The following is a 26,445-nucleotide window of genomic DNA, read 5'->3' as shown; positions in this document are numbered from 1 at the left end:
CACACCCCTTATTTTATTAATCTAATAGCTTCATTCCCTTTAACTCTTGATTAACTTCTAAATAAGCATAAGGTAATCCCTGTCCCTCATACTCAAATTCTCCACGTTGATTATCAATTGGATCTGCTCGAAGTTCTGCTTTTGGTGGATTAAAATTTTGTTGAATCTCTGAATTAGCCACCATACGAAAAATATCCAAATTACCAAAATAATATTGCCATCTATCGTATTTTTTATTTCGATATGCACCACCTGCAAATGATAAGTCAGCATGAACCCAACCATAAGGAGCCACATAAAACTGAGCCCAATCATGACATCCTGTATAGTGACTAGACACGTATAAACCAGATTGCCATTTAGCAGGAATCTGACACATACGACAAAGTGTAATGAAAAGTATAGCCTGAACACCACAATCTCCTTTTAAATTAACTGCTGCATATTCTGAAATATTATCAATCGTAAAATACTCACGCATGAAAGAATAATTAACCTTTGTCGTCACAAAATCAAAAATCTTTCTAGCTTGAATAATCGGATTGTCTTCTTCTTCTAAAATCTCTTCTAGTAATTCTTTCAAGTAAGGAGTAAATGCCATATGAGGCAATACTTCTTCTAAATCGGTTGAGATATCACAAGGTTGAGCTTTCTCTGGGTCAAGTTCTCGGTAAGGCATTGTATGCACATAACTATAAGTCACTTCAAACACTTGATCTGCTTCTAACACCGTTTCAAAGTACATAGTTCGTTGCGTTTCATTTTCTGGTGCAATAAAAGTGGCTTCAGGAGACGTATTGATAATAGTAATCTCTGATTGTTGCGTACAAGCTTGAGGAATTGGTAGATAGACTTTCACTTTCTCCCCTACTCGCTCATACTCTTTTTTTACTTTTATAGAAGACTTAATGATAATTTCAGCTTTACGGCCACCGAGTTCTTTCATTAAGACAACATTTTCATCTAATTCTTGTTGTCTCAATGTCTCAACTGCATTGTCCTCAGTCGATAAACGGCGCTCACTATAACTAGCTTGGGTTTTAAAGAGATTATCTAAAAAGCGACGTTGAAATTTCACTTCCCCATCTACATAAATCCAATCCACTTTACCTGTATTTTTTAGCACCACCAACTCATCGTTAGAAAACTCTTTAATGTCTAAAGCCATCATATTAGTCGCTTCCTCAAATGAATAAGGGTACTCGTTTATTCCCATCATACCTAGTACATCTTTTTCAATTTCAAGTCGCTTTTTTAGAGCCTTTGGTGTTGTTTCTTTTTGCATTAAAAAATCAATTAACTCATTTGCTCCTTTAAAATCACCATAAAGTTTCAGCTTCAAAACATCTTCTGGTAAGGGAACACTTAAATAACTCAACTCATATTTCAATCACCTAACCTCCTATTCCTAAACCAATCTCATGACTTACTTTAATATTTTTACTTGCTTCAAGTGACACGCCACCTGGTAAAACAACTTCTGTTAGGCCAAATGTAGCATCTAAATCACAACGAGTGATATTTTTAAGACCACTTGCTAAATGTGCTGCCGCTGTAATAGCAATATTGGTTTCTTCTGCCATACATCCAATCATACATTCAACGCCTGCCACTTCACAGATGGAACTAATCTTAGCAGCTTCGTATAGCCCACCACATTTCATTAACTTAATATTCACAAAATCAACAGCTTCCATTCGTACTAAACGTAAAGCATCTTTTGCTGTGAAACAACTTTCATCTGCCATAATAGCAACCTTCGAATGATCTCGAACAAATTTTAACCCTTCCAATTGATGAGCTTTTACTGGTTGTTCAACTAATTCAATATCGTACTCGCTTAAACGGTCAATCATTTGAACCGCTTGTTTAGGATGCCACGCTTGATTGGCATCTAGTCGAAGTTTTACCCCAGAGCCTACTGTTTTTCTTATTTGCTTGATACGCTCTACATCTAGTTGTTCGTCCATTCCAACCTTTACTTTTAAGGTATCAAAACCATCAGTAACATGCTGTTTTGCTTTATCAGCCATGACTTGTGGTTCTTCAATACTTAACGTCATATCTGTTTCAATCGACTCACGGTAGCCACCGAACAGTTGGGCAATTGATTGATTAGCTGTTTTAGCAATAATATCGTGAATCGCAATATCAATGGCTGTTTTAGCTGAAGGCGCATGTGCAGCAACACCATTCATTAAAAAATAAATTTTTTCAAAATCTAGAGGGTTACTTCCAACAATCGCTTTACCTATTTCCTTGATGCACGCCACTGTGCCTTCCAAAGTCTCACCTGTAATTAAAATACCAGGCGCTCCTTCACCAATCCCAACAATCCCTTCATCTGTTTCCACTTTAACCACAGCACTCATCGCATATTCAATTGTTCCAAGAGAGATGATTAAAGGGGATTTCAATTTAATCGCTTTTGATGACACACTCACTTTAGTAATTTTCATACAACCACTCCTTTTTAACAAATTGTTAAATTTTATTTATTTATTAACTAATTGTTAATAATAGTAAGCCGTATTTAACTCTAAGTCAATAGTTTTATGAGAAAAAAATGAGCTTTAAATGAGTTAACTCCCATTTAATTGAAATTAAAACGACTTTAAGCCATAATATCTTAAGGAATTAAATTTATTTTTTGAAAAGGATATCTCTCATGGACTTCAAACATCTTAAAGAAATCAGAAAATCAAAACACATGACTTTAGCAACTTTAGGTGAAAAAACAGGTTACACAGCAAGTTTTCTATCTCAAATTGAACGTGGACTTAATCGTCCCTCTATTGAAGCTTTACGAAAAATTTGTGATGTACTTGAGATTGAAGTTGCTTCTCTCCTTGCTAGTCATGATGATGTGAATCATTCAACTGGCATTGAAACACACAAGGGATACAAAATATTTAGAGAACCAAAAGAAACACTATACCAACCGTGGCAATCTAGTGCTACCTATTATCACACCTTGTTTAATACGCCTATTCACTCTGATAACATGATTGCTTCTAAAATTATTATCGATGCTCATTCTTCTTCTAGTGGTCAATTGATTTCTCATAATCTAACTGAGATTAATTATATTATCAGTGGAGAAGCCACCATCGAACTAACAGATGAGCAACAAATACTTAGAGAAGGTGACGCTATTTATTTAGATTCTTTTACGAATCATAATGTAAAAAATGACTCTGATGAGCCCTTGGTATTATTTACTTTACAATTTTAAAAAAAGATAGAGCCAGTGATAATTTTCACTGACTCTATCTTTTTAAATAATTGTCTTTATTGTTTCCCTTTTTCAATATAGCTCGTATCATTGACTGACTCTAACGTATATTTTCCATCTTTAACTTTAATCACAGACACTCCTGCGTTTTTAATACCACCTTCTGGCATCTTAAAATCATCAAACATAGTATCTAGTAAGGCTGTAATACTTAGTCCATGAGAAACAACTAATACATTACCACTACCTGATTGTTCCATTTCTTTTTCTACAATAGCATCAATTGATTTCGTTAACCTTGTTGTAATTGTCGCATAATCTTCTGCTGGCCAATTTTTACCATCTTTATTTTTTTCTTTATCGATTTCAGCTACACTATTAGCAAATGATTCTGGTGTCATGTTTTTCAAAAATTCTTCAGGTGTCACTCCTTGATTTTTGGCTATGTCATTCCACATTGTATGGTTTAAGTCACCTTCATAGGTACCAAAGTTAAACTCTCTTAGTCCTGGATCTTTTTGAACGTCTAATTTAGATGCTGTTTTATTTTCTTTTAGAATCAATTCAGCTGTCTGAACAGCACGACCACTATCACTACTATAAGCATTTTGGAAATCAACATCAGCTAATCCTCGACCAGCTGAGCTAACTACTTCTTCGCCTTCTTTTGTTAAAACTGCATCTGACCAACCTTGAACACGGTCAGTGCTATTGAGCATTGTTTTACCATGTCTAACAACGTATAAAGTTAACTCATCATTTTTCTTTGGTTGAGTTGCCTCTTCTTTTTTATTTGACCCACAAGCTCCTAATAGTAAAACACTTAATGATAACATTCCTAATACTGTTATTGTTTTTTTCATCTTTATTTTCTCCCCTGTTTGTAAACGTTTTTATTTCACCCGTAAAAAAGAGACTAATAAAAATAGTCTCTTAAAAAATTACTTGTTACTTAAATCTTCTCCGTTTGTAGCAATCACTTGTTTATACCAATCAAATGATTTTTTCTTCGTACGTTTAAGAGTTCCATTACCTTCGTTGTCACGATCAACGTAGATAAAGCCGTAACGTTTTTTCATTTCACCTGTTCCAGCACTTACTAAGTCAATGCATCCCCATGTTGTATAACCTAATAAATCAACACCGTCTAATTCAACAGCATCTTTCATCGCTTGAATGTGCTCTGCTAAGTAAGAAATACGGTAGTCGTCTTCAACGTAACCATTCTCATCAGGTGTATCAACAGCTCCTAAGCCGTTTTCTACGATAAATAATGGTTTTTGGTAACGATCGTATAAATCATTCATTGTCACACGTAGTCCTAGTGGATCAATTTGCCATCCCCATTCACTTGCTTCTAAATATGGGTTTTTAACTGAGGCAAAAATATTTCCTGCTGTTTGTTCTAAAAGTTCTGCATCTGTTGTTTGAACACGTGATGAATAGTAAGAGAATGAAATGAAGTCAACTGTATGAGCTTTTAATAACTCTTTATCTCCTTCTTCCATTTGAATGTTAATACCATTACGTTCCATTTCTTTTAAAGCATACGCTGGGTATTCTCCACGAGATTGAACATCAATAAAGAAGTAGTTTTCACGGTCAGATTTTTTAGCTGCCCACACATCTTCTGGTTTTGGTGTATATGGATAGTTTGTTCCTGCTGCTAACATACAACCCACTTGGTTTTCTGGGTCAACTTCATGAGCGATTTTCGTTGCAATAGCACTTGCCACTAACTCATGATGAGCTGCTTGATATTTCACTTGCTCTTTGTTTTCCCCTTCTTCAAAGTAAAGACCTGCTCCCATGAATGGCGCATGTAAAATCATGTTGATTTCGTTGAATGTTAACCAGTATTTAACTAATCCTTTATAGCGGTTAAAGATAACGCGACATAAGTTTTCATAAAAACCAACTAATTCACGACTTCTCCAAGCACCGTATGTTTCAACTAAATGCATCGGGCAATCAAAGTGAGTAATTGTTACTAATGGCTCAATCCCGTATTTACGGCATTCTTTGAATAAATCTTCATAAAATTGTAGACCTTCTTCGTTTGGTTCAGTTTCGTCTCCTTTAGGGAAGATACGACTCCAAGCAATTGATAAACGGTATGTTTTAAAGCCCATTTCACCAAATAAGGCAATATCTTCTTTAAAGTGAGTGTACATATCAATCGCTTGTTTAGCTGGATAGAAATGGTCCTCATCAAAATTAAACATTTTCATCTCACCTGTGATAACAGGGAAACGGTCTTTACCTGTTGGTGCTAAATCCACGTTAGCTAAACCACGGCCACCTTTATCGTATCCGCCTTCACATTGATTCGCAGCAGTTGCGCCGCCCCATAAAAAATCTTTTCTAAATCCCATAAATCCTAATACCTCCATAAATTTTATTGTGTGACTAATTGTTTGAAACAACTCACAAAACTTACTTCAGGCAGATTAAAAAGAAAAACCTAACCTTTCTAAAAAAGAGTACAAACATGCCTCGTCTTTAGAAAAATTAGGTTTAGCCAACTAAATGTCACTATCCAATCTGCCTATTGCTTATGTCAATAATAGTAACAACAAATAGTCTTAAAGTCAATATTCCACAGGGACAATCCCTGTCTTTAATTAAAAGCTTGATGCACGCTTTCAATTAAAGACTCATAGCTTCTAATCGTTTAATAGAAGTCATAATCATCTCTTCACTTACCTCAAAAGGAAGTAAAGACATAAACTCATCTTTTGAAGCTAGTCTTGCGACTTTCTCCATATCTTGGTTTGTACAACCAAGTTCTTGGTAGCTAATTGGTAAGCCTAAATCAGTGAAAAAAGGTAGTAGTTGATTGACCTCTTCCCATTTTTCTTCAAATCCAAGTTGTACTAAAATACCATAAGCTACTTTATTACCATGCAGTTGTTTTGCTGTTTCTGGAATATGCGTTAGTGCATCATGAATACTGTGAGCACCAGAAGTTCTACCGTATTTATCCCCAAATCCACCTACCATCCCTGCTAACATAATGTTGGTTTCAATTACCTTAATAAAAGAAGGTGACAAGGTTTGGCTCTCTAAATCTAAAATCGCCTGTTTTCCTTCATCTAATAAATTCTTCTGACAAGATTTTGCTGCAAATCTAGCAATCTCTACCTCCACAGATAAATCTGTCATATTAGAAAGAATTGGATCTGACTCATACCATTTAGCTAATGTGTCTCCAATTCCTGCCACTAAATAATCCTTTGGTGAATGTAGTAACACTTGTGGATCAATCAAAGTTAGACTAATACTTTGAGAGAAAAATAACATATCTATCATTTCGTGTTTATCGTTATAGACAATACTAACAGGTGTATAAGCTGCACATGTTGAGGCTAATGTTGGCAAACAAATACAAGGAATTTTCATCTCTGAAGCAACTAATTTACCTAAATCTAGTACTTTCCCACCACCGACTGCAATAATACCATCTAATTGTTTCGTTTCAACTACTTCTATAAAGTAATCTCTTATATCATAACAACACTCATTTTGATAATGCTCAAAAATAAGTTCTACTTGCGTTAGCTTTGGAAAATAATGTTTAGCAACTTCCCAGGATTTTGTTCCAGTTAAAACCAATACCCGTTTTAGGTTTCTATTTAATAGATGTGTTTCCAACTGATTCCATGAACCTACCTCACAAATGTACTCTTGAGGGGCACCTCTTACAATTAACGTCTCTTTCATGATTGAAATGTCTCCTTTGTTTGAATTAATCATACAATAGCCTTTTTATGCATAAATTTCAACGATTTTTTCTAATTTTATACAAATATTCATTTTAATCTTGAATATTATACATTTTTTATGTATACTTCTAACATCGACAAATTTTGAAGGAGTGCTTTTATGATAAATAAATGGAAAAAACAATTAGCCATTGCAATGATTGTTGTCTTTGGTTTTTTCGGGCAAAGTCTTGTCCAAGCAACAAGTAGTGATCCTACGTTACAGAAAGTTCAAGACAAAGGAGTTTTAACAGTTGGTCTTTCAGCCGACTATGCTCCCTATGAATTTCATGCAACTGTAGATGGAAAAGATAAGATTGTTGGTATGGATATTGATATCGCTCAAAAGATTGCAGATGACATGGGTGTGACATTAAAAATTGAAGAATACGGATTTGACGCTCTAATTGGTGCCTTAAAAACAGGGAAAATCGATATGATTATTTCTGGTATGTCCCCTACCCCTGAGCGTTTGAAAGAAGTAGATTTTTCAGACCCATACATGACTGTTGAACAAAAAGTAGTGGTTCGAAAAGAAGATGCGGATAAATACAACGACATTAACAGTCTAGAAGGCTTAAAAGTAAGTGCTCAAAAACAAAGTACTCAAGAAGAATTAGCAACAAATGAATTACACGCTGATACGGTCTCTTTACAGCGTATGCCTGACATTGTCTTACAATTGCAAAATAAAAAAGTAGAAGCAGCAGTCATTGAAGGACCTGTTGCTGAAGCTTACCTATCTCAAAACCCTAAATTAGCTTTTTCAGATATTAAATTTGAAGATGGGACAAAACAAACAGCTGTTGCAATTCCTAAAGATTCAACTGAATTTGCTGATGCTATTAACAAATCAATCAATGAAGTATTAGACCAAGATTTGATGTCTGGTTACAAAGAAGATGCTTATGAATTAATGTTTACTGAGGAATCATTCTTTAAAAAATATGCCCCTTATTACTTAAAGGGAACTGTTTATACAGTCTTCCTTGCTTTAGTTGGTGTATTCTTTGGTGCGATTTTTGGTGCAATTCTTGCTCTTATGAAATTATCTTCTAATAAATTATTAAAAGGAATTGCTGTTGTTTACATCGAATATGTCAGAGGAACTCCTTTACTCGTTCAAATTTTCTTAGTCTTCTTTGGTTCAAATGTGATTGGTCTTGAGTTGAGCGCTATGTCAGCAAGTTGTTTAGCCCTTATATTAAACAGTGGGGCTTATGTGGCAGAAATTGTTCGTGCAGGTATCAATGCTGTTAACACAGGTCAAATGGAAGCTGCCAGATCTCTTGGTATGAATCATACACAAGCTATGCGTCACATCATCTTCCCTCAAGCAATTAAAAATATTTTACCTGCTCTAGGAAATGAATTTGTGACTGTTATTAAAGAATCTTCTGTTGTTTCTGTTATCGGAGTATCCGAATTAATGTTCCAATCTGGTGTGGTACAAGGTGCTAGCTTTAAGCCATTCCTACCAATAATGATTACTTCACTTATTTATTTCGTCTTAACGTTTTCACTGTCTAGACTTTTAGGTGTTGCTGAAAGGAGAATGGCTGCCAATGATTAATATCAAAGGATTAACCAAAACATTTAATAAAAATACTGTCTTAAAAGGAATCGACATGACCATTAATCAAGGTGAAGTGGTCGTTGTCATCGGTCCTTCTGGAAGTGGAAAGAGTACCTTTTTAAGATGTTTGAACTTACTAGAAACACCAACAACTGGTGTGATTGATTTTGAAGGGACAGATTTAACGGATCCTAAAACAGATATCAATCAACTTCGTCAAAAAATGGGAATGGTGTTCCAAAGTTTTAACTTGTTCCCACACAAATCCGTTTTAGAAAACTTAACCATTAGTCCCATTAAAGTGAAAGGTGAAGACCCTGCTACAGCTGAAAAAACAGCTCTTGATTTATTAGATAGCGTAGGCTTAAAAGATAAAGCAGATAGTTTTCCCTCTCAATTATCTGGTGGGCAACAACAACGTGTGGCTATTGCTCGTGCTCTAGCTATGAGTCCAGATGTAATGCTTTTTGATGAGCCCACATCTGCTCTAGACCCTGAAATGGTTGGTGAAGTCTTAACAGTTATGAAAGATTTAGCCAAAAAAGGGATGACTATGGTAGTTGTGACCCATGAGATGGGATTTGCTAAAGAAGTAGCAGATCGAGTGGTTTTTATGGCTGAAGGGATTGTTCAAGAAGAAGGAACGCCTGAAGATATATTTTCAAACCCACAAAACCCAAGAACACAAGACTTCTTAAGTAAAGTGTTATAATACTAAAAAACAAAGGTGTTAGACCTTTGTTTTTTAGTATTAATTGAAGGAGGAACCCTATGAATTCAACTTACTTATCTACATTCTATCAACAACCTGAAGAAAATATCCTAATGGATTTTACAACAATGGCAAGTCAAATGAATGGTTTACTTGATCTTTCCATTGGTGATCCTGATTTAATCACTAACCAACGCATTATCGAGGCTGCTTTCAATGATGTTAAAGCAGGTCACACACACTACACAGCATCAGACGGAAGCCCTGAATTCATTAATAGTGTCCTTGATTTTTACCAAAGACAATATGCCTTAACTTTTAAGCCCAATCAAGTTAGAGCAACAGTTGGGGCTCTTCAAGGTATGTATCTAACACTACAAGTATTATTAGATAAAGAAGACGAAGTGATTATTCACGAACCCTTCTTCTCTTGCTATAAAACACAAGTCATCGAGGCAGGTGGCACACCTGTCACCATTCCAACTTATGAAGAAGATGGCTTTCAAATCAACATCGATATTCTTAAACAAGCAATTACGCCAAAAACAAAGGCCTTGATTATTAATTCACCAAACAACCCTACTGGTGCTGTATTTTCAAATGATACCCTAAAGCAAATTGCTGATTTAGCTATCAAACATGATTTCTTCATTCTTTCTGACGAAGTCTATGAAGCTTTTAGTTTTTACGATAATTTTGTTCCAATGGCAACTTATGCCCCCGATCATACGATTACGTTTAGTAGTTTTTCAAAAGCTTTTGCTATGACAGGTTGGCGAATTGGTTATATGATTTCACCTGATTATATTAATTCTGCTTGTAAGCTACTTAATGAAGACATTACTTTTTCTGCTCCAAGTCCTTCACAACGAGCTGGTATTTTTGGACTTAATCACTATGAAACTCTAGTCCCTGAGGTAGTCTCTGTCTTTAAAGAACGTTTAGAGTATATTGAGCAACGCGTTCAGTCTATTCCCTTTCTTTCTATCCATCCTGTAAAGGGAAGTATGTATGCCTTTATCAATATTTCTAAATCAGGCTTAACATCAATGGATTTTTCTTTAAAACTATTAGAAGAACAACAAGTTTTAGTCATTCCAGGAAAAGCTTTTGGAGATGCTGGTGACAACTACATTCGTCTAGCGGCCACTCAAAACTTAGATGTCTTAAAAGAAGCTTTTGATAAGATAGAAAAGCTATCCTTTTAGCAATTCGATAAAATAACCAAATATGTTTATTAAATTATTCTAGTTTTTCTTTTTACTCTTTAGAGATTATGCTAAACTATTTGAAAAGGAGTGAAGACTATATGCCTAGAAAAAAATTATCTTTAACAGACGTGACCAATCAGTTACTTATGTCTCCCCTATATATGGAGAAAGGTACCTTAATAGTTGTTTACAACAACACAAAACGCTACGTTTATACAGATATCGACTTTTTTGAATTAGTATATCAAGGAGAAGATCTTTACTTGAACTTCTCGATTGTGGGGACTGATTCTTCTTATGATGAAAGAATTGACTTATCAACGGTCAACAACATCAATGGTGTCCCAATTCATTCTAAAGTCTAAATAAAACTAAAAGGAATCAAAGATTATGCGTATCTTTGATTCCTTTTTTATGTGATCTTTACTGTTGCCCTTAGAGGATTTTTAGGAGAGCTTAATAATTATTTTCCCTCTTTTCTAAATCCCTTTTCCTCTGTTATACTTTCATTCAGTTATAAAAAAGGAGTCGAATAAGTCATGTCAAAAAGAAGTGCTGAATTAAAACAAGCTGAAAAAGGTGCCATTGTCAGTATCGTTGCCTATGTTATCCTGGCGATTTTAAAACTAGGAATAGGTAGTTATGCTCATTCAAAAGCTCTTTCTGCAGATGGTTTAAATAACTTCACTGACACCATCGCCTCAGTAGCTATTTTTGTTGGATTACGTTTATCACGCAAACCTGCTGATAATGAGCACCGCTACGGTCATTGGAAAGCCGAAAACGTTGCGAGTCTTCTTACCTCATTTGTTATGTTTTTTGTTGGGTTTGAAGTGTTAAAAAATGCTGTTGAGTCTCTCATTCATAAAAATATTCAACAACCTGAACCCATCGCAGCTGTTGTAGGTATCTTTTCTGCAGTTGTCATGTATTTAGTTTATCTTTACAATAAAAAACTAGGTGAGAAATACAATAGTAGTTCTCTTACAGCCGTATCAAAAGATAATTTTAGCGATATGCTAACAAGTCTTGGTGCTGCTATTGCTGTTTTTACAGCTTCTTTTCATCTAGCTTGGCTAGATACGGTGACGGCTCTTGTTATTGCTTTGATTATCTTAAAAACAGCCTTTGATATTTTTAAAGAGAGTACCTTCTACCTATCTGATGGTTTTGATAAGGAAAAGCTAGTTGCTTATAAAGAAGAAATTTTAAAGATACCTGATATTCGTGTTGTTCCTGTTCTAAGAGCAAGAACTCTGGGTGCTAATATTTTTCTAGATGTGACTGTTAAGATGAATCCAGAACTAACCGTAAGAGAAAGTCATGACATTGTAGATAAGATGGAAAAACATCTAAAAGAAACTTTTGGTATTTTTGATATAGATGTCCATGTAGAACCCTACGAGGATGTCTATCCTCCAGAGAAAAACTAGTGTGCCTTGGTGCTCACTAGTTTTTTTGCTATACTATAATGACTAATAAATTAAATGAGGCTATAACTAATGACAAAAAAAATCGCAGTCATAGGTGGTGGAATTGTTGGCTCAACAGCCGCTTTCTACCTATCTAAAAACCACCAAAATGTAACCCTTTTTGATGAAGGAACAGGACAAGCCACATCTGCGGCGGCAGGGATCATCTCACCTTGGTTATCACAACGTCGTAATAAAGAGTGGTATTTTTTAGCAAAAGAAGGAGCTAAATTTTATCAAACTCTGATGGCTGACTTAAGCCAGTACGAGCCAGTTCACGACATTTACCAACAAACAGGTACCATTCTCTATAAAAAAACACCTAGCTTATTAAGTAAACTAACAAAGCTAGCAACTGAGCGAAAAGTAGACGCTCCAGAAATAGGTAATATCCTTCCTCTTACTGAAAAAGAAGTTAAAGATGTCATTCCCAATCTCTTACTTGATGATGATGCCCTATTTGTTTCAGGAGGAGCTAAAATTGACGGCGCTAAATTGGTAACTTCTCTCATCAATCAACTTGAGAAAATGGGCAATACTTATTTAAACCAACAAGTGACTCGCATTAGCTATGACAACAACCAGTGGCAAATCCACGCAAATGGATTGATTCATAGCTTTGATCAATTGATTTTAGCCTGTGGTGCTTGGGTAGGTGATTTACTTCGTCCTCTCGATTTTTTTGTTGATGTTAGACCTCAAAAGGGACAACTCATTGAACTTCAAACGTCTATTGATACAACCAATTGGCCAGTGATTATGCCTGTTGGTGAAACTGATATTATCCCTTTTGACAATGGAAAAATATTAATTGGAGCCACTCATGAGAACGACAGTGGATATGATTTAAAGCCTGATGAGGCACTCCTTAACAACCTAAAAGAACAAGCAGAAGCCAGTTTATCTGCTATTAGCCAAGAAGATATTCACCAAATTAGAGTAGGAACAAGAGCTTATACATCGGATTTTTCTCCTTTCTTTGGTGAAGTTCAAGATTTAGACAACTTATATGTTGCGAGTGGGCTTGGTTCTTCTGGCTTAACCACTGGTCCTGTCATTGGGAAGACTTTAGCCGATTGGGTTTTAGGAGAAGAAACTGCATTTGAGGCTTACCGAAATAAACCTAATCAATACATTTATAAAAACCAGTAACATGTGGTATGATATTAAAAAAATAAGGATGTGTTCAACATGGGCTTAACATTTAAAAAGAAAGATAGTTTAGAAAAATTATTTGAAGAATTTGCCATTGATCCTGACAAAAAAGAAAACGATAAAGCAATAAACACTAGTACTCAATTCAAAGTTGATATTAATCAAGCAACTGTCACTTTTAAAGACGATAAAAAAAATGATTCCAACTAAATGGAATCATTTTTTTATTTTTTATCTCGATTCAAACTTGCATTGACCACATTGTCTCCTTCAAGTTTTCCTTGAACTGAGATTTTAGTTCGATCACTATCCACTCTTAAAGGAAGGGTAAGTGTTTCATCACTCATTTTTGTCTCAACATCAATGATTTTGTACATCTCATCGTTCATAAAAACATGTAGTTGATCAACATTTCTATAGTGAATTAATAACTTATTGTTTTTTGTTCTTAAGTTAATCCGCGGAGAGAAATCCGCTAAACGGTAATAATACACGATTTCAGTATCATCTGTAAGCTCAAAGTTAATCAGATCGTCACCTGTCACTTCAACTTCTTTGATATCGTCTTTCGTCTGATACGTGTATTTTTCTAATTCATAACCTTCAATGTACTCTGGCTCTCTTTTAAACCAGGTTTTGCCACTTTTACTGATATCTACTAGACTCTCTTCTTCTTTTTTTAGTTCTGCTCCTGTTTCATTGTCCACAAATTGTTCTGTTATTTCATACTTTGTTCGTTCTTTTATTAAAGTTGCTTCTGTTGACTTTTGTCCAAAACCATTGGTCGTCGTATAGGCCCAACTATTAGGAAGCTCTTCTTTTTTATATGAGGATGAGTTAAACTCTGCTTGATAGTGAATCACTATCTCAGAATCTTCTTTGACTTCTTCTTCCATCACATAATCTAGCTTATTCTTATTCCAATAGTCATCTGATATTTTCCCTTTACCAAGAAGCTCACCAGTATCGATATTATAATGTGTATAAGTTGTGCTGTTTGGTATGTAGGTAACGCCTTTAGGTAATTCATCTTCAATTCGGTAATTTTTTAATTTCGCAATAGTGTTGTTTCCATCGATTACATGAGTTAAGCGGTATTCAACTTCATCTCCCTCTTCAACAACAGTCTCACTATTACTACCAACATCACCAAATTTTTCATTATTAGATAAATTAATCACGTCTGTCACTGGTTCTCCTAAATCAATCTCAGGCATTTTTTTCATAGCAATATAGTAAGCACCTTTATTTTCACCTGTTGAACCTGTTGCTCCCCAGTGTACATAATCGCCACCAAAAAGTTCCTCATGATTTTCAAGATGAGACTCAATCACAGCTGTTTCAACATAACTACCATTTGGTTGAAGTTCTTCAAAACCGATTCTCAATTTTTCTTCAGAAGCTGTCCAATAAGTGGTTACCACATTCCAGTGAGGTACATCAAAATCAATATGAGTAATAGGCATGCCAAATTCAGCATGAGACCTAGATATTTCTTGACGCATCTCTTCTTGTGGCTTTGGTCGCACAACTGCAATATGGGGTTTGCCATCAATGTTTGGATGACTATCATAATCATCTAAAGTCCCCTCATTTAGATGAGGATCAAATTCGGCTGAAATCGCATTTTCAATGTATTTCTTTTCTTCTGCACTTGAATTACGTCCATTGATTGGATACGCTCCAATCCCTGCTCCTGCCCCACCAATCGCTTTGACACCACGAGGATCATTATGCAACGTGACGGTAATACCATCTGCTAATCCATTACCTTCCATCTCATGTAAATAGACAAACATCTCCATTGAAAAATCACGTTTTAAATTAATTTTATTTTGGCTCCACATAGCTCCCTTTTGAAACGTCGCATCAGGCACTGGGATTAATGTATTTGGAAACTCACTTGATACACTAGCGTCACCTACAATACCAAAATAGTCAAATAAATCAATATCCAAAGCTTCTGCTGGAATTTGAGGTATCTTCTCTATGGAACTTCTTTCTGATAAAAGGGAACTATCCGTTGGTGTAATCATTAATTCATGAGAATAGTCACCACTTTCTGTTTCAATTGTCAAAACTAAATTCATAGGCGCTTTTTGAGTCGCCGTTATGCCAAGCTCAATAGTCTCTTGTGAACTTGAAAAAGTAATAACATCTTTTCCATCTATCATCTGATGAGATTCTACTTTAACAAACTCATTTAGATTTTCTAGTAAATCAGGTGATACCCCTAAACTTTCATCAGCTTCTACTTTAGCTTGCCACGTGTCTGGTAAATTATTTGGCATCAATAAAGTATAAAATGTTTGTTTTCCTTCCAAAACACTTAACTTTGTATGCCCATTTTTTTTAATGTTAATCTCAAATATGTTATTTGCTTTTACAAAATAGCCAGAACTTAAAAGAAAAAAGATTGCTACAGAAAAAGCACTTAAATAAAGTATTATTTTTTTCTTCATACGGCCTCCTTCTTACTTGTATTTCACATCTGTTAGATAGCTAAATTGCCTTGTCACATATTGATACTGTGTTTGGACGTTACCTGATCTATTTTCAACAATAGTTACAACACCATTGTCACAATTACTGTAATTGCCGCTAACAGAATTAACGACATTATAGGGAATTTGTTTACTGGCTAATTCAGCTGCTAGTTTTGATGCATCTTCTTTGTTGTACGTTTCTAACACAACTTTTCCATTTAGATGATTATTTCTCACTGATTGCTCTAAAAAATAAGGATTAAACAGAGCTAAACCCGGTAGTAATTTCACTGAAAAAACCGTATCTCGACCACTTTCTAAAGTAAATGTCTCTATCCCAGTAAATCCTAATTCCATTTGGCTACCGTCTTTTAAGGTGATTTTATTCAGTCCTTGATTAGTAATATAAATGTGTTTTTCGTTATTGCCATCTCCTGTCAAGGGACGTTGATTTCTTTTTGGAGCATCAAGATAGCTGTATCCTTCTACATTAAAATGAGTATTTCTTCCTTGTAAAACCAATTCAGAAGGCTTCTTAATTTTCTCTCGACCTTCGTCTTGGAAGTAAGAAAAACTATCTTCTACCAAATCAGCACTCATGCCTGCATTTGTTAACATGAAATTATTTGCTACATTAACAGATACACCTGAGCTACGACTAGTTTGTGAGTCCAATACCACTTTTGAATTACTAATAATGGCATTTCCTTGTTGGTATTGATGCCAATCATGACGTTGTAAATTTTTAGTATCAGCAGTTCCTTTATATTCACGGTAATCAGTGGTTTCATTTCGAGTTGGCCCCACCTGAATCTCACCACTTGTGATATACGTTCCCACATCAGGATTATTACTATCAATGGTTTGATTAATGACTAAATTAGTTGTTTCTATAAGTGATTGACCGTCATTGTTAATCGTTATTTTTTTTCCCGAACCATCTCTAGAGCGACTTTCCGGATCCAAACTTATGTATAACCCAGTTCTAGCATCTATGGATAGATTTTTAATAGCACTTTGACTTATGCCGTTAATCCCATTTGAGGCATTGGTTAATCCTAGTAAATTCTTCGTAACCAGTTGAGCATCACTCTTGTTTCCAGATAAATCAAAGCCATTTTCTAATAGAAGAGATCCTTCAAATTGCAATCGAGAGACATCATTATTAAGCACACTTTTTCCATCTGTCACATCAGCTACAAAAGGAGATTCAATCCCAAAGGTTCCATTTAACACCTTATTATTAGCATCTTTAACTGGAAAAGGAATCAGGTAATCTGGGGTTTCATCTTGTATGTGATAGATGTTTGCCATTCTCCTCATCACCGTATCTGCTGATAAGTTTTGAATACCTCCAGGACGATTGATTTGGTAATACATATTGCCCCAAATATCTGTCTCTAAGACTAAATCCCCTTCTTTTTTAGATTCCCACTGAACTTCATAGCAATAATCACTTGTTAACGTTGTTTCTTTTTCTTTTTCAGTAATGGTTGTTTTGACAGGAATTCTTACTCGGTAGTTATAATAATTTGTACTAACTGAGCTTTGACTTTGTCCTTCCCAACCTTGTTCCTCTTCTTCACCTGGTACTAAAGCTCCCATGTTTTCGATAGTGAAAGAACTCAAGGTGTTTTTATAGCTAGCTGATCCAGTCTTTTTAAACTTTTCTTCATTTAATACTTCATGGTTCCTAACAAAATCAGTCATAAGCTTTCTTAACATGCCATCATTCATGCCTAATGGATTTTTTTTCAGGTTTTCTTCTGAAAAGACCTGTTCTAATTCTTTATCTAAAGTTATTTTAGCTTCCTGAGTAGCGAAGGTTTTATAATTTTTTTGTTGACTAATGGCTTGAGTGACAGTAATTTGTTCAGAAACTTGAAATCCTAAAAGAATTAAACCTAGTCCTAATAAACTAATCAACATTAATGTCGCTAAGGTTTGAACCATGGTAAATCCTTTTTCATCCTTTATCCAGTTTTTTACCAATAGCCCTCGCCTCCTATCTCACCAACTGCTTTTTTCTCATCTCGATAATCCAACTCAACTTGTTGCGAGAATACCTCTTTTCCCTCTTTTTTAAAGGTAATCTCGACAGACTCTTGAATGGTAAAAGTATCCCGTGAATTTGAAAGAAGTTGGTTATTCTTTCTATTGTCATGGATATTTTTTTTCTGATCCACATGAATACTCACTTTGGGATTCTTTATTTGATATGTTTTTTTTCGTTGGTTATCTTTATCCAAAATATCTGTGACTTCCACTTTATTCGTACCACTACCATTGACTTTGACAATGTGTTTTTGCTCCCAGGCTGGTGTCCCGTAATCACTGTACCCTGCTTGTTCATACAACCCCTCTTTTTGAGAGATAGCTATCATCTGGGCAACCATCAAGTTAGCCGTACTTTGAATGTCTGCTTGTTCTCTTTGAAGTTTCACAGAATCTCCTGCAAAAGAAAGCAAGGTTCCAAGAGGAATCAAAATTAACCCTAGTAAAGCTAGTCCTGCGACCAACTCAACTAAGGTAATACCTTCTTCATTAGAGATTATTCGTTTCATCATTGATTCACACCTCTATCTTACTTCTTTAAAATTTAACCGCCCATTTATAAACAGTTGAGTACAACTTAGACCCTGTTCGTTCATCCCAAACACCAATCTCTAAATTCACTGCTTCCTCGATTCGTTTATCTCTATCTTCTACATCAATTCTGACTAAGTAAGGTGTTGGTTCATACGTTTTTTTTTCTTTACTCCATGTCAGATAATTACCCATATACAGTTGATTTTCCCTTGTATTAAGAGACTCCGGCAATGCTTTTTCTTTTGTGTAACTAATTTTTCGTAAAAACTCACCCTTGTCTCCATCTGTTTCTTCAATTGGAACTTCACCATACAGTGGAAGATTTTTCGACTCATACTGAATACCTGTATTGTCTATAATCAGATGATCTCTTCTCATTTGTGTCGCCTCATCTAAAGTAACACTGTCATTGATTTCTACAATGGCTAAGCGATTTAAATCAGCAATATCTTGAGTTTGCGAACGGTATTCAAGGACTTGTTTAATGTCTTCAGCCACTTGAATCCCCTCGCTCCTTGCTTGATTGCTTCTTAAAACACTTTGGGAGAAAACAAATAGATAAGCAACACCTGGAAGTAAGATACCTAGCATGACAACAGATGCGATAACTTCAATTAGCCCCATTCCGTCCTCATTTTGAATGATTTTCTTACCTATTTTTCTCAGCTCCTTTAAGGTTTAGCTAACCTTATTTTGTTTTGAACTTTTTTTTCTCACAATAGTTGTATTTGATTTCAAATCCAATCCATCTATTTCTTGTTCAACTTTTCCTAATCGCTCTTCCAATTGTTTCACTTGTTCTTGACTATTTTTTAAGTGTTTAAGGAGTAGAACTTGATTAAAATCCGCTTTCCCTGTTGCCTCTGATTGAGTTGTTGTTTCTTTTGCAACTACTTCTTTAGCTGGTTTATTTTTCTCATTAGTCAACTCTTGATTTAAACTAGCTTTATCTTCTTCTAATTGTCTTACTTCTTCTTGTAAGTCAGCGTTTGTTTGTCTCACACTTTCAAGATGAGTTCTTAATTGCTCTAGTGCTGAATCACTTTTATTTTTGATTAACATGATTTTTTTAATGTATTCATTTTGCTCTGCCACTTCTTGTTTTAACTGCTCATTTTCTTTTTCTAATGAAGTCGTTGCTTCTTTTGTTGAAACAACAGACACTTTTTTCTCGATAATAGGCATAGTTGATTCTACTGCTTCTGACTTTGGTGGCGTTGGGACAATCTCATCATAGTCGTAATCATAATCATAGTCATAATCGTAATCTTCATCATAGTTATACTCATATTTATACTTTTCTCCTGCTTTGCGATTAAAGAAATTTAATTTCGTTAAATCCATCATACCGACTTCCTCTCTTAATAATTGATTGATTGTTGTTAATACCCTAGAAACATCTTTTTCATTTGTCACTCGTAATACATTGCCTTGACTCTCAGTAAGGACTTGATTTAAATCTTGTTTTTTTTCGTCAAATTGCCGATTCCATTGGCATAAGACATATAGTTGTTTTAAGGTGCAATTTCTTTTAGATTTTGTTTTAGTAAAATTAAGTGCCACATAGCGCTTAATTAGTCTCTTTCTTCTAAGTCTCAAAGAATAATCTAAAAAAATAACTAAGTCTGTCTCTACAATTGTTTGCTTGTATTTAGTTGAAGACTGTACGCCTTCAACAATCCAGGCTTCTTCAGATAATTTTTCTGACAGATAGCTTTTGGCTTGAGGAGTAGACATTTTTTTGACTTTTTTAGCCGAGTGATCTAAAGAGATAACTGGTAGATGAAGTAGTTCGCTTAATTCTCTACTCAAAGTTGTTTTACCACTACCTGCTCCCCCAATGATGCGTATTCGTCTAACTTGTTTACCCTTGTATCGCATCATACATTGAAAACATTGGAATCATAATCGCCGCAACGATAAAACCAATTAAAACCGCAATTACAATAATAATCATTGGCTCTAAAATAGTTTTTAAACGTTCTGCTACCATATCCACTTCTTCCTCATAAATATCACTTAACTTTTGTAGCATGACATCTAAATTCCCCGTGGTTTCTCCCACTCGCATCATTTGACTCGTATGAATTGGTACATACGGACTAGCTTCAAAACTCTCACTTAAAGCTCCCCCACGTTCAATCGTCATTTTTGAATCAATCAAGATTTTTTTCATCACCTGATTTGAGACAATTTCACTAGATAAATCAAGAGCATTCGAAAACTTAACTGAACTGGATAATAGACTGGCCATCGTACTAAAAATAGACGATAAGCTGTCCATTGCAACTAAAGGACCAAATAAGGGCATTTTTAAATTAATCTCATCTTGTTTGTATCTAAGACTTGGGACTCTCATGGCTGTTTTATAAAGAACATACAGACCAATACCAACTAGTAGCAATAACCACCATCTCTCAGTAATCGTATCACTAATGGCCATTGTAATTTGTGTGATTTTTGGTAACTCTGCATCAAATCCTTCAAATAACTCAATAAACATCGGCACAATACTAATCATCAGAAAAACTGAAACCCCTAATGAAAGCAGTAATAAAATAGCGGGATAAATCAGTGCTGAAATAATTTTCTTTCGTGATTTATTTCTTTTTTCATAGTAAGTTGCTAATTTTTTCAAGCTCTCATCTAGTGAACCTGACAATTCAGCTGCTCGTATTAAGCTAATCATCAGCTGAGGAAATAAATCCCCTTGTGCTTCTAAAGCAACAGAAAAAGCTTGGCCTTCTTCTAAGCCTTCTGTCACAGTTGTGATAGCTTTTTTCAAGGTTTTATCTTCCGTTCCCTCAATCAACATTCGGTGAGCTTCTAAAATACCAATTCCTGCATTGATTAACATAGAAAGCTGTTGTAAGTACTTGACTAAAGCATCGCTTTTTATTTTTTCTTTAAACAACTTGATTTCTTTATTGGCTAGTGTTTCTGGTGCTTCAACAACACTCACTACACGTAGTTTCTTACTTTTTAATTTGTCTGTTACTTCTTCAACAGACTGACCACGAGTTTTTCCTTTTTTGAAATTCCCATGCATGTCTTTTGTTTCATAATAATATAATGGCACTCTTATCTAGTCTCCCTTCAGTAACAACTCGGCAGCACTATAGTCGACTAGTTGTTTTTCTAAAGCTTTTTGAATCGAGTATTCCATCGAATGCATGCCTTTATCTCGGCCTGTCTGTAACACATTATCAATTTGATGGGTTTTACCTGTTCGAATTAAGTTAGCAACAGACTTGTCATTGATTAAAATTTCCGTCATAGCCACACGACCTTGATTGCCTCTTTTAGGTAATAAACGTTGTGAAATGACACCTACTAAAGCTCCGGCTAATTGTGTTCTCACTTGATCTTGCTGAATTGAAGGAAACACATCAATGATTCGCTCTACAGAACTTGCTGCACTTGATGTATGAAGTGTGCCTAGGACTAAATGTCCAGTCTCAGCAGCAGTCAAGGCAATCGAGATAGTCTCAAAATCACGCAATTCCCCAACTAAAATAATATCTGGGTCTTGCCTTAAAGATGCTCTAAAGGCATTTTGGAAGTTTTGTGTGTCATGACCAATTTCGCGTTGATTGATGACACTTCCTGTTGTTTCGTACACATACTCAATGGGATCTTCTAAAGTTATAATGTGTTTTTTTCGGTGCTGACATAAATGTTGCAACATAGAAGCCATGGTTGTTGACTTTCCAGAGCCTGTTGGACCAGTAACTAAGATCAACCCTTGATGGTTATCAATGATATCTTCTAACACAAGTGGTAGATTTAAGGACGACAACTCTGGTATTTTTTGCGGAATGATTCGAATCGCAATCGATACACCTTGGCGTTGTCTAAAAACATTTACCCTAAAACGGCTCATATTTTTAATGTCATAAGATAAGTCAATCTCACCTACTGATTCAAAAGTTTGCCATTGTTCTTGATTACAAAGTTCTTTTGAGTAACGAATACAATCATCTTCTGTTAAAACAGGTAATTCAATGTCATCAATCAACTCTCCGTGAATCCGGTACACAGGAGATTTATGCACAACAAAGTGAACATCAGATGCTCCTTTTTTTATGGCTCTAATTAAGATGTCGTCTACACCTTTTTGTGGCAATATAGCTTGTTCTAAATTGACATATCTGACCTCATCTTGGACTGGTGTGTCCTCTTTGATGACTGGCTCATTTGAAGTACTCGGTACTGAATAATCTTCCAATGTGGTTTTTTCTAATTCTTCTAAAAGAGAGGCTAATTCATCATTCATACTATTCCTCCATCTCATTTCTTGTTTGGTTTTATACTTCTTTTACGGCATGTAAAATTTCTGATACAGTAGTGTCACCTGCTTCAACTTTTCTCAAGCCATCTACAAGCATGGTACTAAATCCTTTGTTAATAGCGACTTCTCTTAATTTTCCTAACTCCATTTCATTTGAAATCAAAGCTCTCAAGTCATTGGATAATTTCAAGACTTCTTGAATCGCTAATCTGCCATCAAAGCCTGTGTAATTACAGTAATTACACCCTTTTCCAACAAATTGTGTCTCACATTCTCTGTCATGTCGCATAAACAATTCTTTTTCTTTTTGCGTTAGCTCCACTTCAGTCCCACAATGTTTACACACACGTCTAACTAATCGTTGGGCAACAACTGAAGAAAGAGCTGTTGATACTAAAAAGGGGGCTACTCCCATATCAATTAAACGAATAATAGAAGAAATCGAATCGTTGGTATGAAGGGTACTCAATACTAAATGCCCTGTTAAGGAAGCTTGAATCGCCATCTCCGCTGTTTCAGCATCACGAATTTCCCCCACCATAACAATGTTTGGATCCTGTCTCAAAATCGAGCGTAAACCTGAAGCAAAAGTTAAATCAATTTGTTGGTTAACTTGAACCTGATTGATACCATCTAATTGCTGCTCCACTGGGTCTTCTACAGTAATAATATTCGTTCCAGGGTCATTAACGTCATTTAAAATAGAATAAAGTGTCGATGTTTTTCCTGATCCTGTTGGTCCTGTTACTAGCACAAGTCCGTAAGGCGCGTGAATATTTTTTTTCAAAACAGATAAGTTGTTATCAGAAAAACCTAAATCACTTAAATCAGTCGTCCCGCCAGATAAATCAATGACACGCATAACAATCTTTTCCCCGTGGATTGTTGGTAAGCACGAGATCCGGAGATCAAGCAAATGTGATTTCGTTTGAATTCTCACTCGTCCATCTTGAGGTAAACGACTTTCTGAAATGTTTAAATCAGACATAATTTTAATTCTAGAAACAACCATTGGCATAATCGATAAGTTAATGCGCATTAATTCAACTAGAGAGCCATCGATTCGGATTCGAACTAACATCTCATCATCTAAAGGATCAAAATGAATGTCACTTGCTTTTCGTTCAGCGGCCTCTTCAATAATAGAGTTAACTAATTTAACCACAGGTGCATCATCTGAGGAACTCGTTGTATCGGTGACAATCATAGAAGCTTTTTTTGTAACCGCAGCTTTCCCTTTGATTTCAACGGCATCTTCTAGTTTTTTCGATGTCGAATAATGCTCTAAAATAGCTTTTTTAATGTCTTCACGTATAGCAATCACGGGTTCAACTTTTCGCTGAGTTAATAAACGAATATCATTTAGGACTGTACTATTTAAAGGATTAAACATAGCTACTTTTATCATGTCATCAGTGGCTTCAATAGGAAAAATCATATGTTGTTGAGCAACATTTTTTTCAATTAAACTAAGAGCTTCTGATGCTGGTTCAAAACGTTCTAAATCAAGTAGTTCTAAACCTGTGTAGATTGCTACTAATTCTGCAAATTGAGTTTCAGTGATATAATTTAACTCAATTAACACTTCTTCTTGAGTCTTATCTAAAGTACTCATTTTCTTCGCTTTTTCAATGGCCTCTTTAGGTAAATTAACCATTTGTAGGAAAAATTTTTCAAAAGTTACTTTTCTTCTTGTCTTGCGTTCCATCATTTCACCATCCTGTCTGTTATTTTTTAGTCTTCCATTTGAACATAATACATATAAAACTCTATCGTTGCTGCAGCAACTTCGTTAATTCCTGAGCTTGCTTTATAATCAACTGATTTAATTTTAGCCACACGTTGTTTGTTAGACTCAATATCTTTAATAAAGGCTTCTAAATCCTTATCTGTGTCTGCTGTCACGTCCATTGTGACTACTTTTCTTCTAATAACTTCGTTACTTCTTTTTTCATCTCTAAAGTAATCCTCTTCAGCCATGGTTAAACTAATCACGTCTACATTAACTGCTTGGAATTTTTTTTCAATTGTCGTTAATTCTTTTGCGATTTCATCTGAGGTGGTAAATCCTTTAATCTCATTTGACTTCACTAATTCAGGCATTTTTTCAAGGTTCTTTTTATTCTTTTTAAGAGTCGCACTAACTAATTGTTCCTGACTGATGTCAGCGTGTAACTCTTTTTTTAGCTCATAACGTTTCCCTAGAACACCTAGTTGGGCGTATAGGAAAATAATTAATACCCCAGCAATAATACTAGCCAGTAGAATTTTATGCTTCTTTAAAAAACGAATTTCATACATTTACTTTCCTCCTAATGTTGGAAGATTTTCCACTAATAAATTCATGTACAAGGTTGAATTATACAAATCATTACTTGATGTTGTCACAAACTTAGCATCGTCAATCCACTCAACATCTCTGAATGCCTCTATACACTGACCTAGTTTTGCCAAGCTACTTTCTTCTGTAGCAAAATCAATTTTCATGATTTCTTTGCCTTCTTCATTAAACTCTCGTGAGTCACCATCTGTATCTAAGCCATCAACTGATAAGAAATCAAGTTGGTAACTAAGGACATTAATTTTATGATCTGTCATAGTCTTTGAAAAAGTATTCATGATCTTGTTCACATCGTATTGAGAGGCTTTAATTCCCATTAATTCTTCCTTGATGGATAAAGAACGAGATTTTTCTAATTTATTTACTTGATTAGTTAACTTAGCTGTTTGCTGCTTTTCAAAGACCAATGTCTTTTCTGCCTGTTTGATTTGTCCAGATAAGAAAAAAAGCTGAACACTAAAAATGACTAAGCCAAGAATAAATAAAATACTTGTAATAATACCAATCGCTAGAGGTGCTTTATTCTTAATGTATTTTTTTGGTAATAAATTGATCATTTGAATTCCTCTTTTTTCATAGAAAGTCCTACTGCTTTGTAATAGCGTTTAGGCAATTGTTGTCCCTTCTGATTGACAATAGCTAACTCAGGTGTAATCACAGGTACATCAATATGTTCAGATAAGAAGGAAGCAATGCCTTCTTCAACTAAAGGATTATCTCCTACTAACAAGGTATACTTAATTCCTGAGCCACTTGATACATTCGAAAAGGTATTTATTATCCGGTTGATGTTGTCAATAAGTGATAACAATTTGTTTTTCTCATACACTTCATCATAAGTCCATTGATTGGACCAATTAGATTGATCTTGATTTTCGATATTGACACGCCAATGATCAGGATTGTACTCCGCATACTGAGTGAAGATTGGCACCCCTTTGTTCATCACTGTAACAATTGCTTCACCACAATTTAGCTCTAATAATAAATACATATTTCGTTTTACCTTTTGCATGGAAAAGTGTGAAAACAAGCGATGATAGCTAAGAGCTGACATATCTACTCCATAAGGAATATTCTTAGTTGTTTCAATGGCATCTCCAACATAAATCAAATCCGTCTCATTCGTTATAACTACGTTGACTTCTTGCTCACGCTTATCAATCTCTTTTGCTTTTCTTTTTTTCATTTTAGCATCTGATTCATCACTTTTTTCACGCTTTTCCGTCGGTTTAGCCGACAATATATCAAAAGTAATATCGTTAAATGGAACTTGAATACTTGAGCCAAGTTCCATAAAAATAGCTTCTCTAACCTTGTCCATATTCAATGCTTCGACGATTTTCGTTGTTTTAATCAACAAGTTAAATCCAAAATCACTGTATACTGTTGGACACTGCTTGATTCGATTATCTTTGAATAACGTCATTAATTCTTTTTGTAGAAAATTCTCATTCGTAATTGTTGGTTTATAAAAATTACCATCAAGAACTGTTTCATTAAACTGATCCACCACAATTTGCTCACCTGCTTTATTCACAGACGCAAAACGTATGGCATTTTTTTTAATATCTAATCCGATAAATTTGTTCATATGTCCTCCTTAGTAGTTC

At 35.1% G+C, this 26,445-nt stretch carries 24 protein-coding genes; 8 read left to right on the top strand and 16 right to left on the bottom strand.

Going from position 1 to position 26,445, the window contains the following annotated elements:
- Positions 1-16: 16 nt before the first annotated feature.
- Both DOK76_RS02400 and DOK76_RS02395 read right to left on the bottom strand, forming a co-directional pair.
- A complete protein-coding gene (locus DOK76_RS02400) occupies positions 17-1,390 on the bottom strand; it encodes a transglutaminase-like domain-containing protein (RefSeq protein ID WP_206964720.1) in 1,374 nt (457 codons plus the stop codon).
- A gap of 4 nt (positions 1,391-1,394) precedes the next feature.
- Positions 1,395-2,459: a dipeptide epimerase gene (locus DOK76_RS02395; RefSeq protein ID WP_206964719.1), complete on the bottom strand. Its 1,065-nt coding sequence runs from the start codon at positions 2,457-2,459 to the stop codon at positions 1,395-1,397.
- 209 nt (positions 2,460-2,668) lie between these two features.
- Between DOK76_RS02395 and DOK76_RS02390 the strand changes: the two genes are divergently transcribed.
- Complete coding sequence (locus tag DOK76_RS02390; RefSeq protein ID WP_206964718.1) at positions 2,669-3,235, top strand: helix-turn-helix domain-containing protein; 567 nt, start codon at positions 2,669-2,671, stop codon at positions 3,233-3,235.
- 56 nt (positions 3,236-3,291) lie between these two features.
- Here the strand turns inward: DOK76_RS02390 and DOK76_RS02385 are convergent, their stop codons facing one another.
- From DOK76_RS02385 to DOK76_RS02375, 3 genes are all read right to left on the bottom strand, one after another.
- Positions 3,292-4,098 (bottom strand): histidine phosphatase family protein, encoded by an 807-nt coding sequence (locus DOK76_RS02385; protein ID WP_206964717.1) that lies wholly within the window; start codon positions 4,096-4,098, stop codon positions 3,292-3,294.
- 78 nt (positions 4,099-4,176) lie between these two features.
- On the bottom strand, positions 4,177-5,610 hold the full coding sequence (locus tag DOK76_RS02380) for a 6-phospho-beta-glucosidase (RefSeq protein WP_206964716.1): 1,434 nt from the start codon (positions 5,608-5,610) through the stop codon (positions 4,177-4,179).
- A 274-nt stretch (positions 5,611-5,884) separates the two neighbouring features.
- Positions 5,885-6,958, bottom strand: a complete 1,074-nt coding sequence (locus DOK76_RS02375; RefSeq protein WP_206964715.1) for an iron-containing alcohol dehydrogenase family protein — start codon at positions 6,956-6,958, stop codon at positions 5,885-5,887.
- A gap of 165 nt (positions 6,959-7,123) precedes the next feature.
- Between DOK76_RS02375 and DOK76_RS02370 the strand changes: the two genes are divergently transcribed.
- The 7 genes from DOK76_RS02370 (at position 7,124) to DOK76_RS02340 (ending at position 13,335) form a co-directional block, all read left to right on the top strand.
- Positions 7,124-8,572, top strand: coding sequence for an ABC transporter substrate-binding protein/permease (locus tag DOK76_RS02370; protein ID WP_370590079.1), 1,449 nt, complete (start codon positions 7,124-7,126; stop codon positions 8,570-8,572).
- Positions 8,565-9,287 carry an amino acid ABC transporter ATP-binding protein gene (locus DOK76_RS02365; RefSeq protein ID WP_206964712.1) on the top strand — a complete coding sequence of 241 codons (723 nt, stop codon included), beginning with the start codon at positions 8,565-8,567 and terminating at the stop codon, positions 9,285-9,287. The genes DOK76_RS02370 and DOK76_RS02365 overlap by 8 nt, the downstream gene beginning before the upstream one ends.
- Positions 9,288-9,346: 59 nt before the next feature.
- A complete protein-coding gene (locus DOK76_RS02360) occupies positions 9,347-10,495 on the top strand; it encodes a pyridoxal phosphate-dependent aminotransferase (protein ID WP_206964709.1) in 1,149 nt (382 codons plus the stop codon).
- A gap of 101 nt (positions 10,496-10,596) precedes the next feature.
- Positions 10,597-10,863: a hypothetical protein gene (locus DOK76_RS02355; protein ID WP_206964707.1), complete on the top strand. Its 267-nt coding sequence runs from the start codon at positions 10,597-10,599 to the stop codon at positions 10,861-10,863.
- A 174-nt stretch (positions 10,864-11,037) separates the two neighbouring features.
- Entirely contained in the window at positions 11,038-11,931 is an 894-nt protein-coding gene (locus tag DOK76_RS02350; RefSeq protein ID WP_206964706.1) for a cation diffusion facilitator family transporter, read from the top strand.
- Positions 11,932-12,000: 69 nt separating this feature from the next.
- Positions 12,001-13,122: an NAD(P)/FAD-dependent oxidoreductase gene (locus tag DOK76_RS02345; protein WP_206964705.1), complete on the top strand. Its 1,122-nt coding sequence runs from the start codon at positions 12,001-12,003 to the stop codon at positions 13,120-13,122.
- Between the two features lie 39 nt (positions 13,123-13,161).
- On the top strand, positions 13,162-13,335 hold the full coding sequence (locus DOK76_RS02340; protein WP_206964755.1) for an SPJ_0845 family protein: 174 nt from the start codon (positions 13,162-13,164) through the stop codon (positions 13,333-13,335).
- Between the two features lie 14 nt (positions 13,336-13,349).
- Here DOK76_RS02340 and DOK76_RS02335 read toward each other — a convergent pair whose 3' ends face one another.
- Genes DOK76_RS02335 through pilM form a run of 11 tightly spaced genes read right to left on the bottom strand, consistent with a single transcriptional unit; the run spans position 13,350 to position 26,426 of the window.
- Positions 13,350-15,587 carry a lectin-like domain-containing protein gene (locus DOK76_RS02335; protein WP_206964704.1) on the bottom strand — a complete coding sequence of 746 codons (2,238 nt, stop codon included), beginning with the start codon at positions 15,585-15,587 and terminating at the stop codon, positions 13,350-13,352.
- Positions 15,588-15,599: 12 nt separating this feature from the next.
- Positions 15,600-17,603 carry a hypothetical protein gene (locus DOK76_RS02330; protein WP_206964703.1) on the bottom strand — a complete coding sequence of 668 codons (2,004 nt, stop codon included), beginning with the start codon at positions 17,601-17,603 and terminating at the stop codon, positions 15,600-15,602.
- Positions 17,597-18,178, bottom strand: a complete 582-nt coding sequence (locus tag DOK76_RS02325) for a hypothetical protein (RefSeq protein WP_206964702.1) — start codon at positions 18,176-18,178, stop codon at positions 17,597-17,599. The genes DOK76_RS02330 and DOK76_RS02325 overlap by 7 nt, the downstream gene beginning before the upstream one ends.
- Positions 18,179-18,203: 25 nt before the next feature.
- Positions 18,204-18,824, bottom strand: a complete 621-nt coding sequence (locus DOK76_RS02320; RefSeq protein ID WP_206964701.1) for a hypothetical protein — start codon at positions 18,822-18,824, stop codon at positions 18,204-18,206.
- A gap of 54 nt (positions 18,825-18,878) precedes the next feature.
- On the bottom strand, positions 18,879-20,084 hold the full coding sequence (locus DOK76_RS02315) for a P-loop NTPase family protein (protein WP_206964700.1): 1,206 nt from the start codon (positions 20,082-20,084) through the stop codon (positions 18,879-18,881).
- On the bottom strand, positions 20,065-21,279 hold the full coding sequence (locus DOK76_RS02310; RefSeq protein ID WP_206964699.1) for a type II secretion system F family protein: 1,215 nt from the start codon (positions 21,277-21,279) through the stop codon (positions 20,065-20,067). The genes DOK76_RS02315 and DOK76_RS02310 overlap by 20 nt, the downstream gene beginning before the upstream one ends.
- Positions 21,280-21,285: 6 nt before the next feature.
- Complete coding sequence (locus tag DOK76_RS02305; protein ID WP_206964698.1) at positions 21,286-22,476, bottom strand: type IV pilus twitching motility protein PilT; 1,191 nt, start codon at positions 22,474-22,476, stop codon at positions 21,286-21,288.
- A 31-nt stretch (positions 22,477-22,507) separates the two neighbouring features.
- The gene (locus DOK76_RS02300; protein ID WP_206964697.1) at positions 22,508-24,199 is read right to left on the bottom strand and encodes a GspE/PulE family protein; all 1,692 of its coding nucleotides are present in this window, start codon (positions 24,197-24,199) and stop codon (positions 22,508-22,510) included.
- 26 nt (positions 24,200-24,225) lie between these two features.
- Positions 24,226-24,792 carry a hypothetical protein gene (locus DOK76_RS02295; protein ID WP_206964696.1) on the bottom strand — a complete coding sequence of 189 codons (567 nt, stop codon included), beginning with the start codon at positions 24,790-24,792 and terminating at the stop codon, positions 24,226-24,228.
- Positions 24,793-25,389, bottom strand: coding sequence for a PilN family protein (locus DOK76_RS02290; RefSeq protein WP_206964694.1), 597 nt, complete (start codon positions 25,387-25,389; stop codon positions 24,793-24,795).
- Positions 25,386-26,426: a type IV pilus biogenesis protein PilM gene (gene pilM / locus DOK76_RS02285; RefSeq protein WP_206964693.1), complete on the bottom strand. Its 1,041-nt coding sequence runs from the start codon at positions 26,424-26,426 to the stop codon at positions 25,386-25,388. The genes DOK76_RS02290 and pilM overlap by 4 nt, the downstream gene beginning before the upstream one ends.
- Between the last annotated feature and the right edge of the window lie 19 nt (positions 26,427-26,445).

The sequence above is a fragment of the Candidatus Vagococcus giribetii genome, assembly GCF_017316185.1.
Lineage (GTDB): Bacteria > Bacillota > Bacilli > Lactobacillales > Vagococcaceae > Vagococcus > Vagococcus giribetii.
Note: the sequence above shows the minus strand (reverse complement) of the source record. Positions and strands in the feature narration are given on the sequence as shown.

Coding starts and splice junctions, on each gene's coding strand:
- DOK76_RS02395 (WP_206964719.1), bottom strand. CDS start 2,459: ATGAAAATTACTAAAGTGAGTGTGTCATCAAAAGCGATTAAATTGAAA.
- DOK76_RS02390 (WP_206964718.1), top strand. CDS start 2,669: ATGGACTTCAAACATCTTAAAGAAATCAGAAAATCAAAACACATGACT.
- DOK76_RS02385 (WP_206964717.1), bottom strand. CDS start 4,098: ATGAAAAAAACAATAACAGTATTAGGAATGTTATCATTAAGTGTTTTA.
- DOK76_RS02380 (WP_206964716.1), bottom strand. CDS start 5,610: ATGGGATTTAGAAAAGATTTTTTATGGGGCGGCGCAACTGCTGCGAAT.
- DOK76_RS02375 (WP_206964715.1), bottom strand. CDS start 6,958: ATGAAAGAGACGTTAATTGTAAGAGGTGCCCCTCAAGAGTACATTTGT.
- DOK76_RS02365 (WP_206964712.1), top strand. CDS start 8,565: ATGATTAATATCAAAGGATTAACCAAAACATTTAATAAAAATACTGTC.
- DOK76_RS02360 (WP_206964709.1), top strand. CDS start 9,347: ATGAATTCAACTTACTTATCTACATTCTATCAACAACCTGAAGAAAAT.
- DOK76_RS02355 (WP_206964707.1), top strand. CDS start 10,597: ATGCCTAGAAAAAAATTATCTTTAACAGACGTGACCAATCAGTTACTT.
- DOK76_RS02350 (WP_206964706.1), top strand. CDS start 11,038: ATGTCAAAAAGAAGTGCTGAATTAAAACAAGCTGAAAAAGGTGCCATT.
- DOK76_RS02345 (WP_206964705.1), top strand. CDS start 12,001: ATGACAAAAAAAATCGCAGTCATAGGTGGTGGAATTGTTGGCTCAACA.
- DOK76_RS02340 (WP_206964755.1), top strand. CDS start 13,162: ATGGGCTTAACATTTAAAAAGAAAGATAGTTTAGAAAAATTATTTGAA.
- DOK76_RS02335 (WP_206964704.1), bottom strand. CDS start 15,587: ATGAAGAAAAAAATAATACTTTATTTAAGTGCTTTTTCTGTAGCAATC.
- DOK76_RS02325 (WP_206964702.1), bottom strand. CDS start 18,178: ATGATGAAACGAATAATCTCTAATGAAGAAGGTATTACCTTAGTTGAG.
- DOK76_RS02320 (WP_206964701.1), bottom strand. CDS start 18,824: ATGGGGCTAATTGAAGTTATCGCATCTGTTGTCATGCTAGGTATCTTA.
- DOK76_RS02315 (WP_206964700.1), bottom strand. CDS start 20,084: ATGATGCGATACAAGGGTAAACAAGTTAGACGAATACGCATCATTGGG.
- DOK76_RS02305 (WP_206964698.1), bottom strand. CDS start 22,476: ATGAATGATGAATTAGCCTCTCTTTTAGAAGAATTAGAAAAAACCACA.
- DOK76_RS02300 (WP_206964697.1), bottom strand. CDS start 24,199: ATGGAACGCAAGACAAGAAGAAAAGTAACTTTTGAAAAATTTTTCCTA.
- DOK76_RS02295 (WP_206964696.1), bottom strand. CDS start 24,792: ATGTATGAAATTCGTTTTTTAAAGAAGCATAAAATTCTACTGGCTAGT.
- DOK76_RS02290 (WP_206964694.1), bottom strand. CDS start 25,389: ATGATCAATTTATTACCAAAAAAATACATTAAGAATAAAGCACCTCTA.
- pilM (WP_206964693.1), bottom strand. CDS start 26,426: ATGAACAAATTTATCGGATTAGATATTAAAAAAAATGCCATACGTTTT.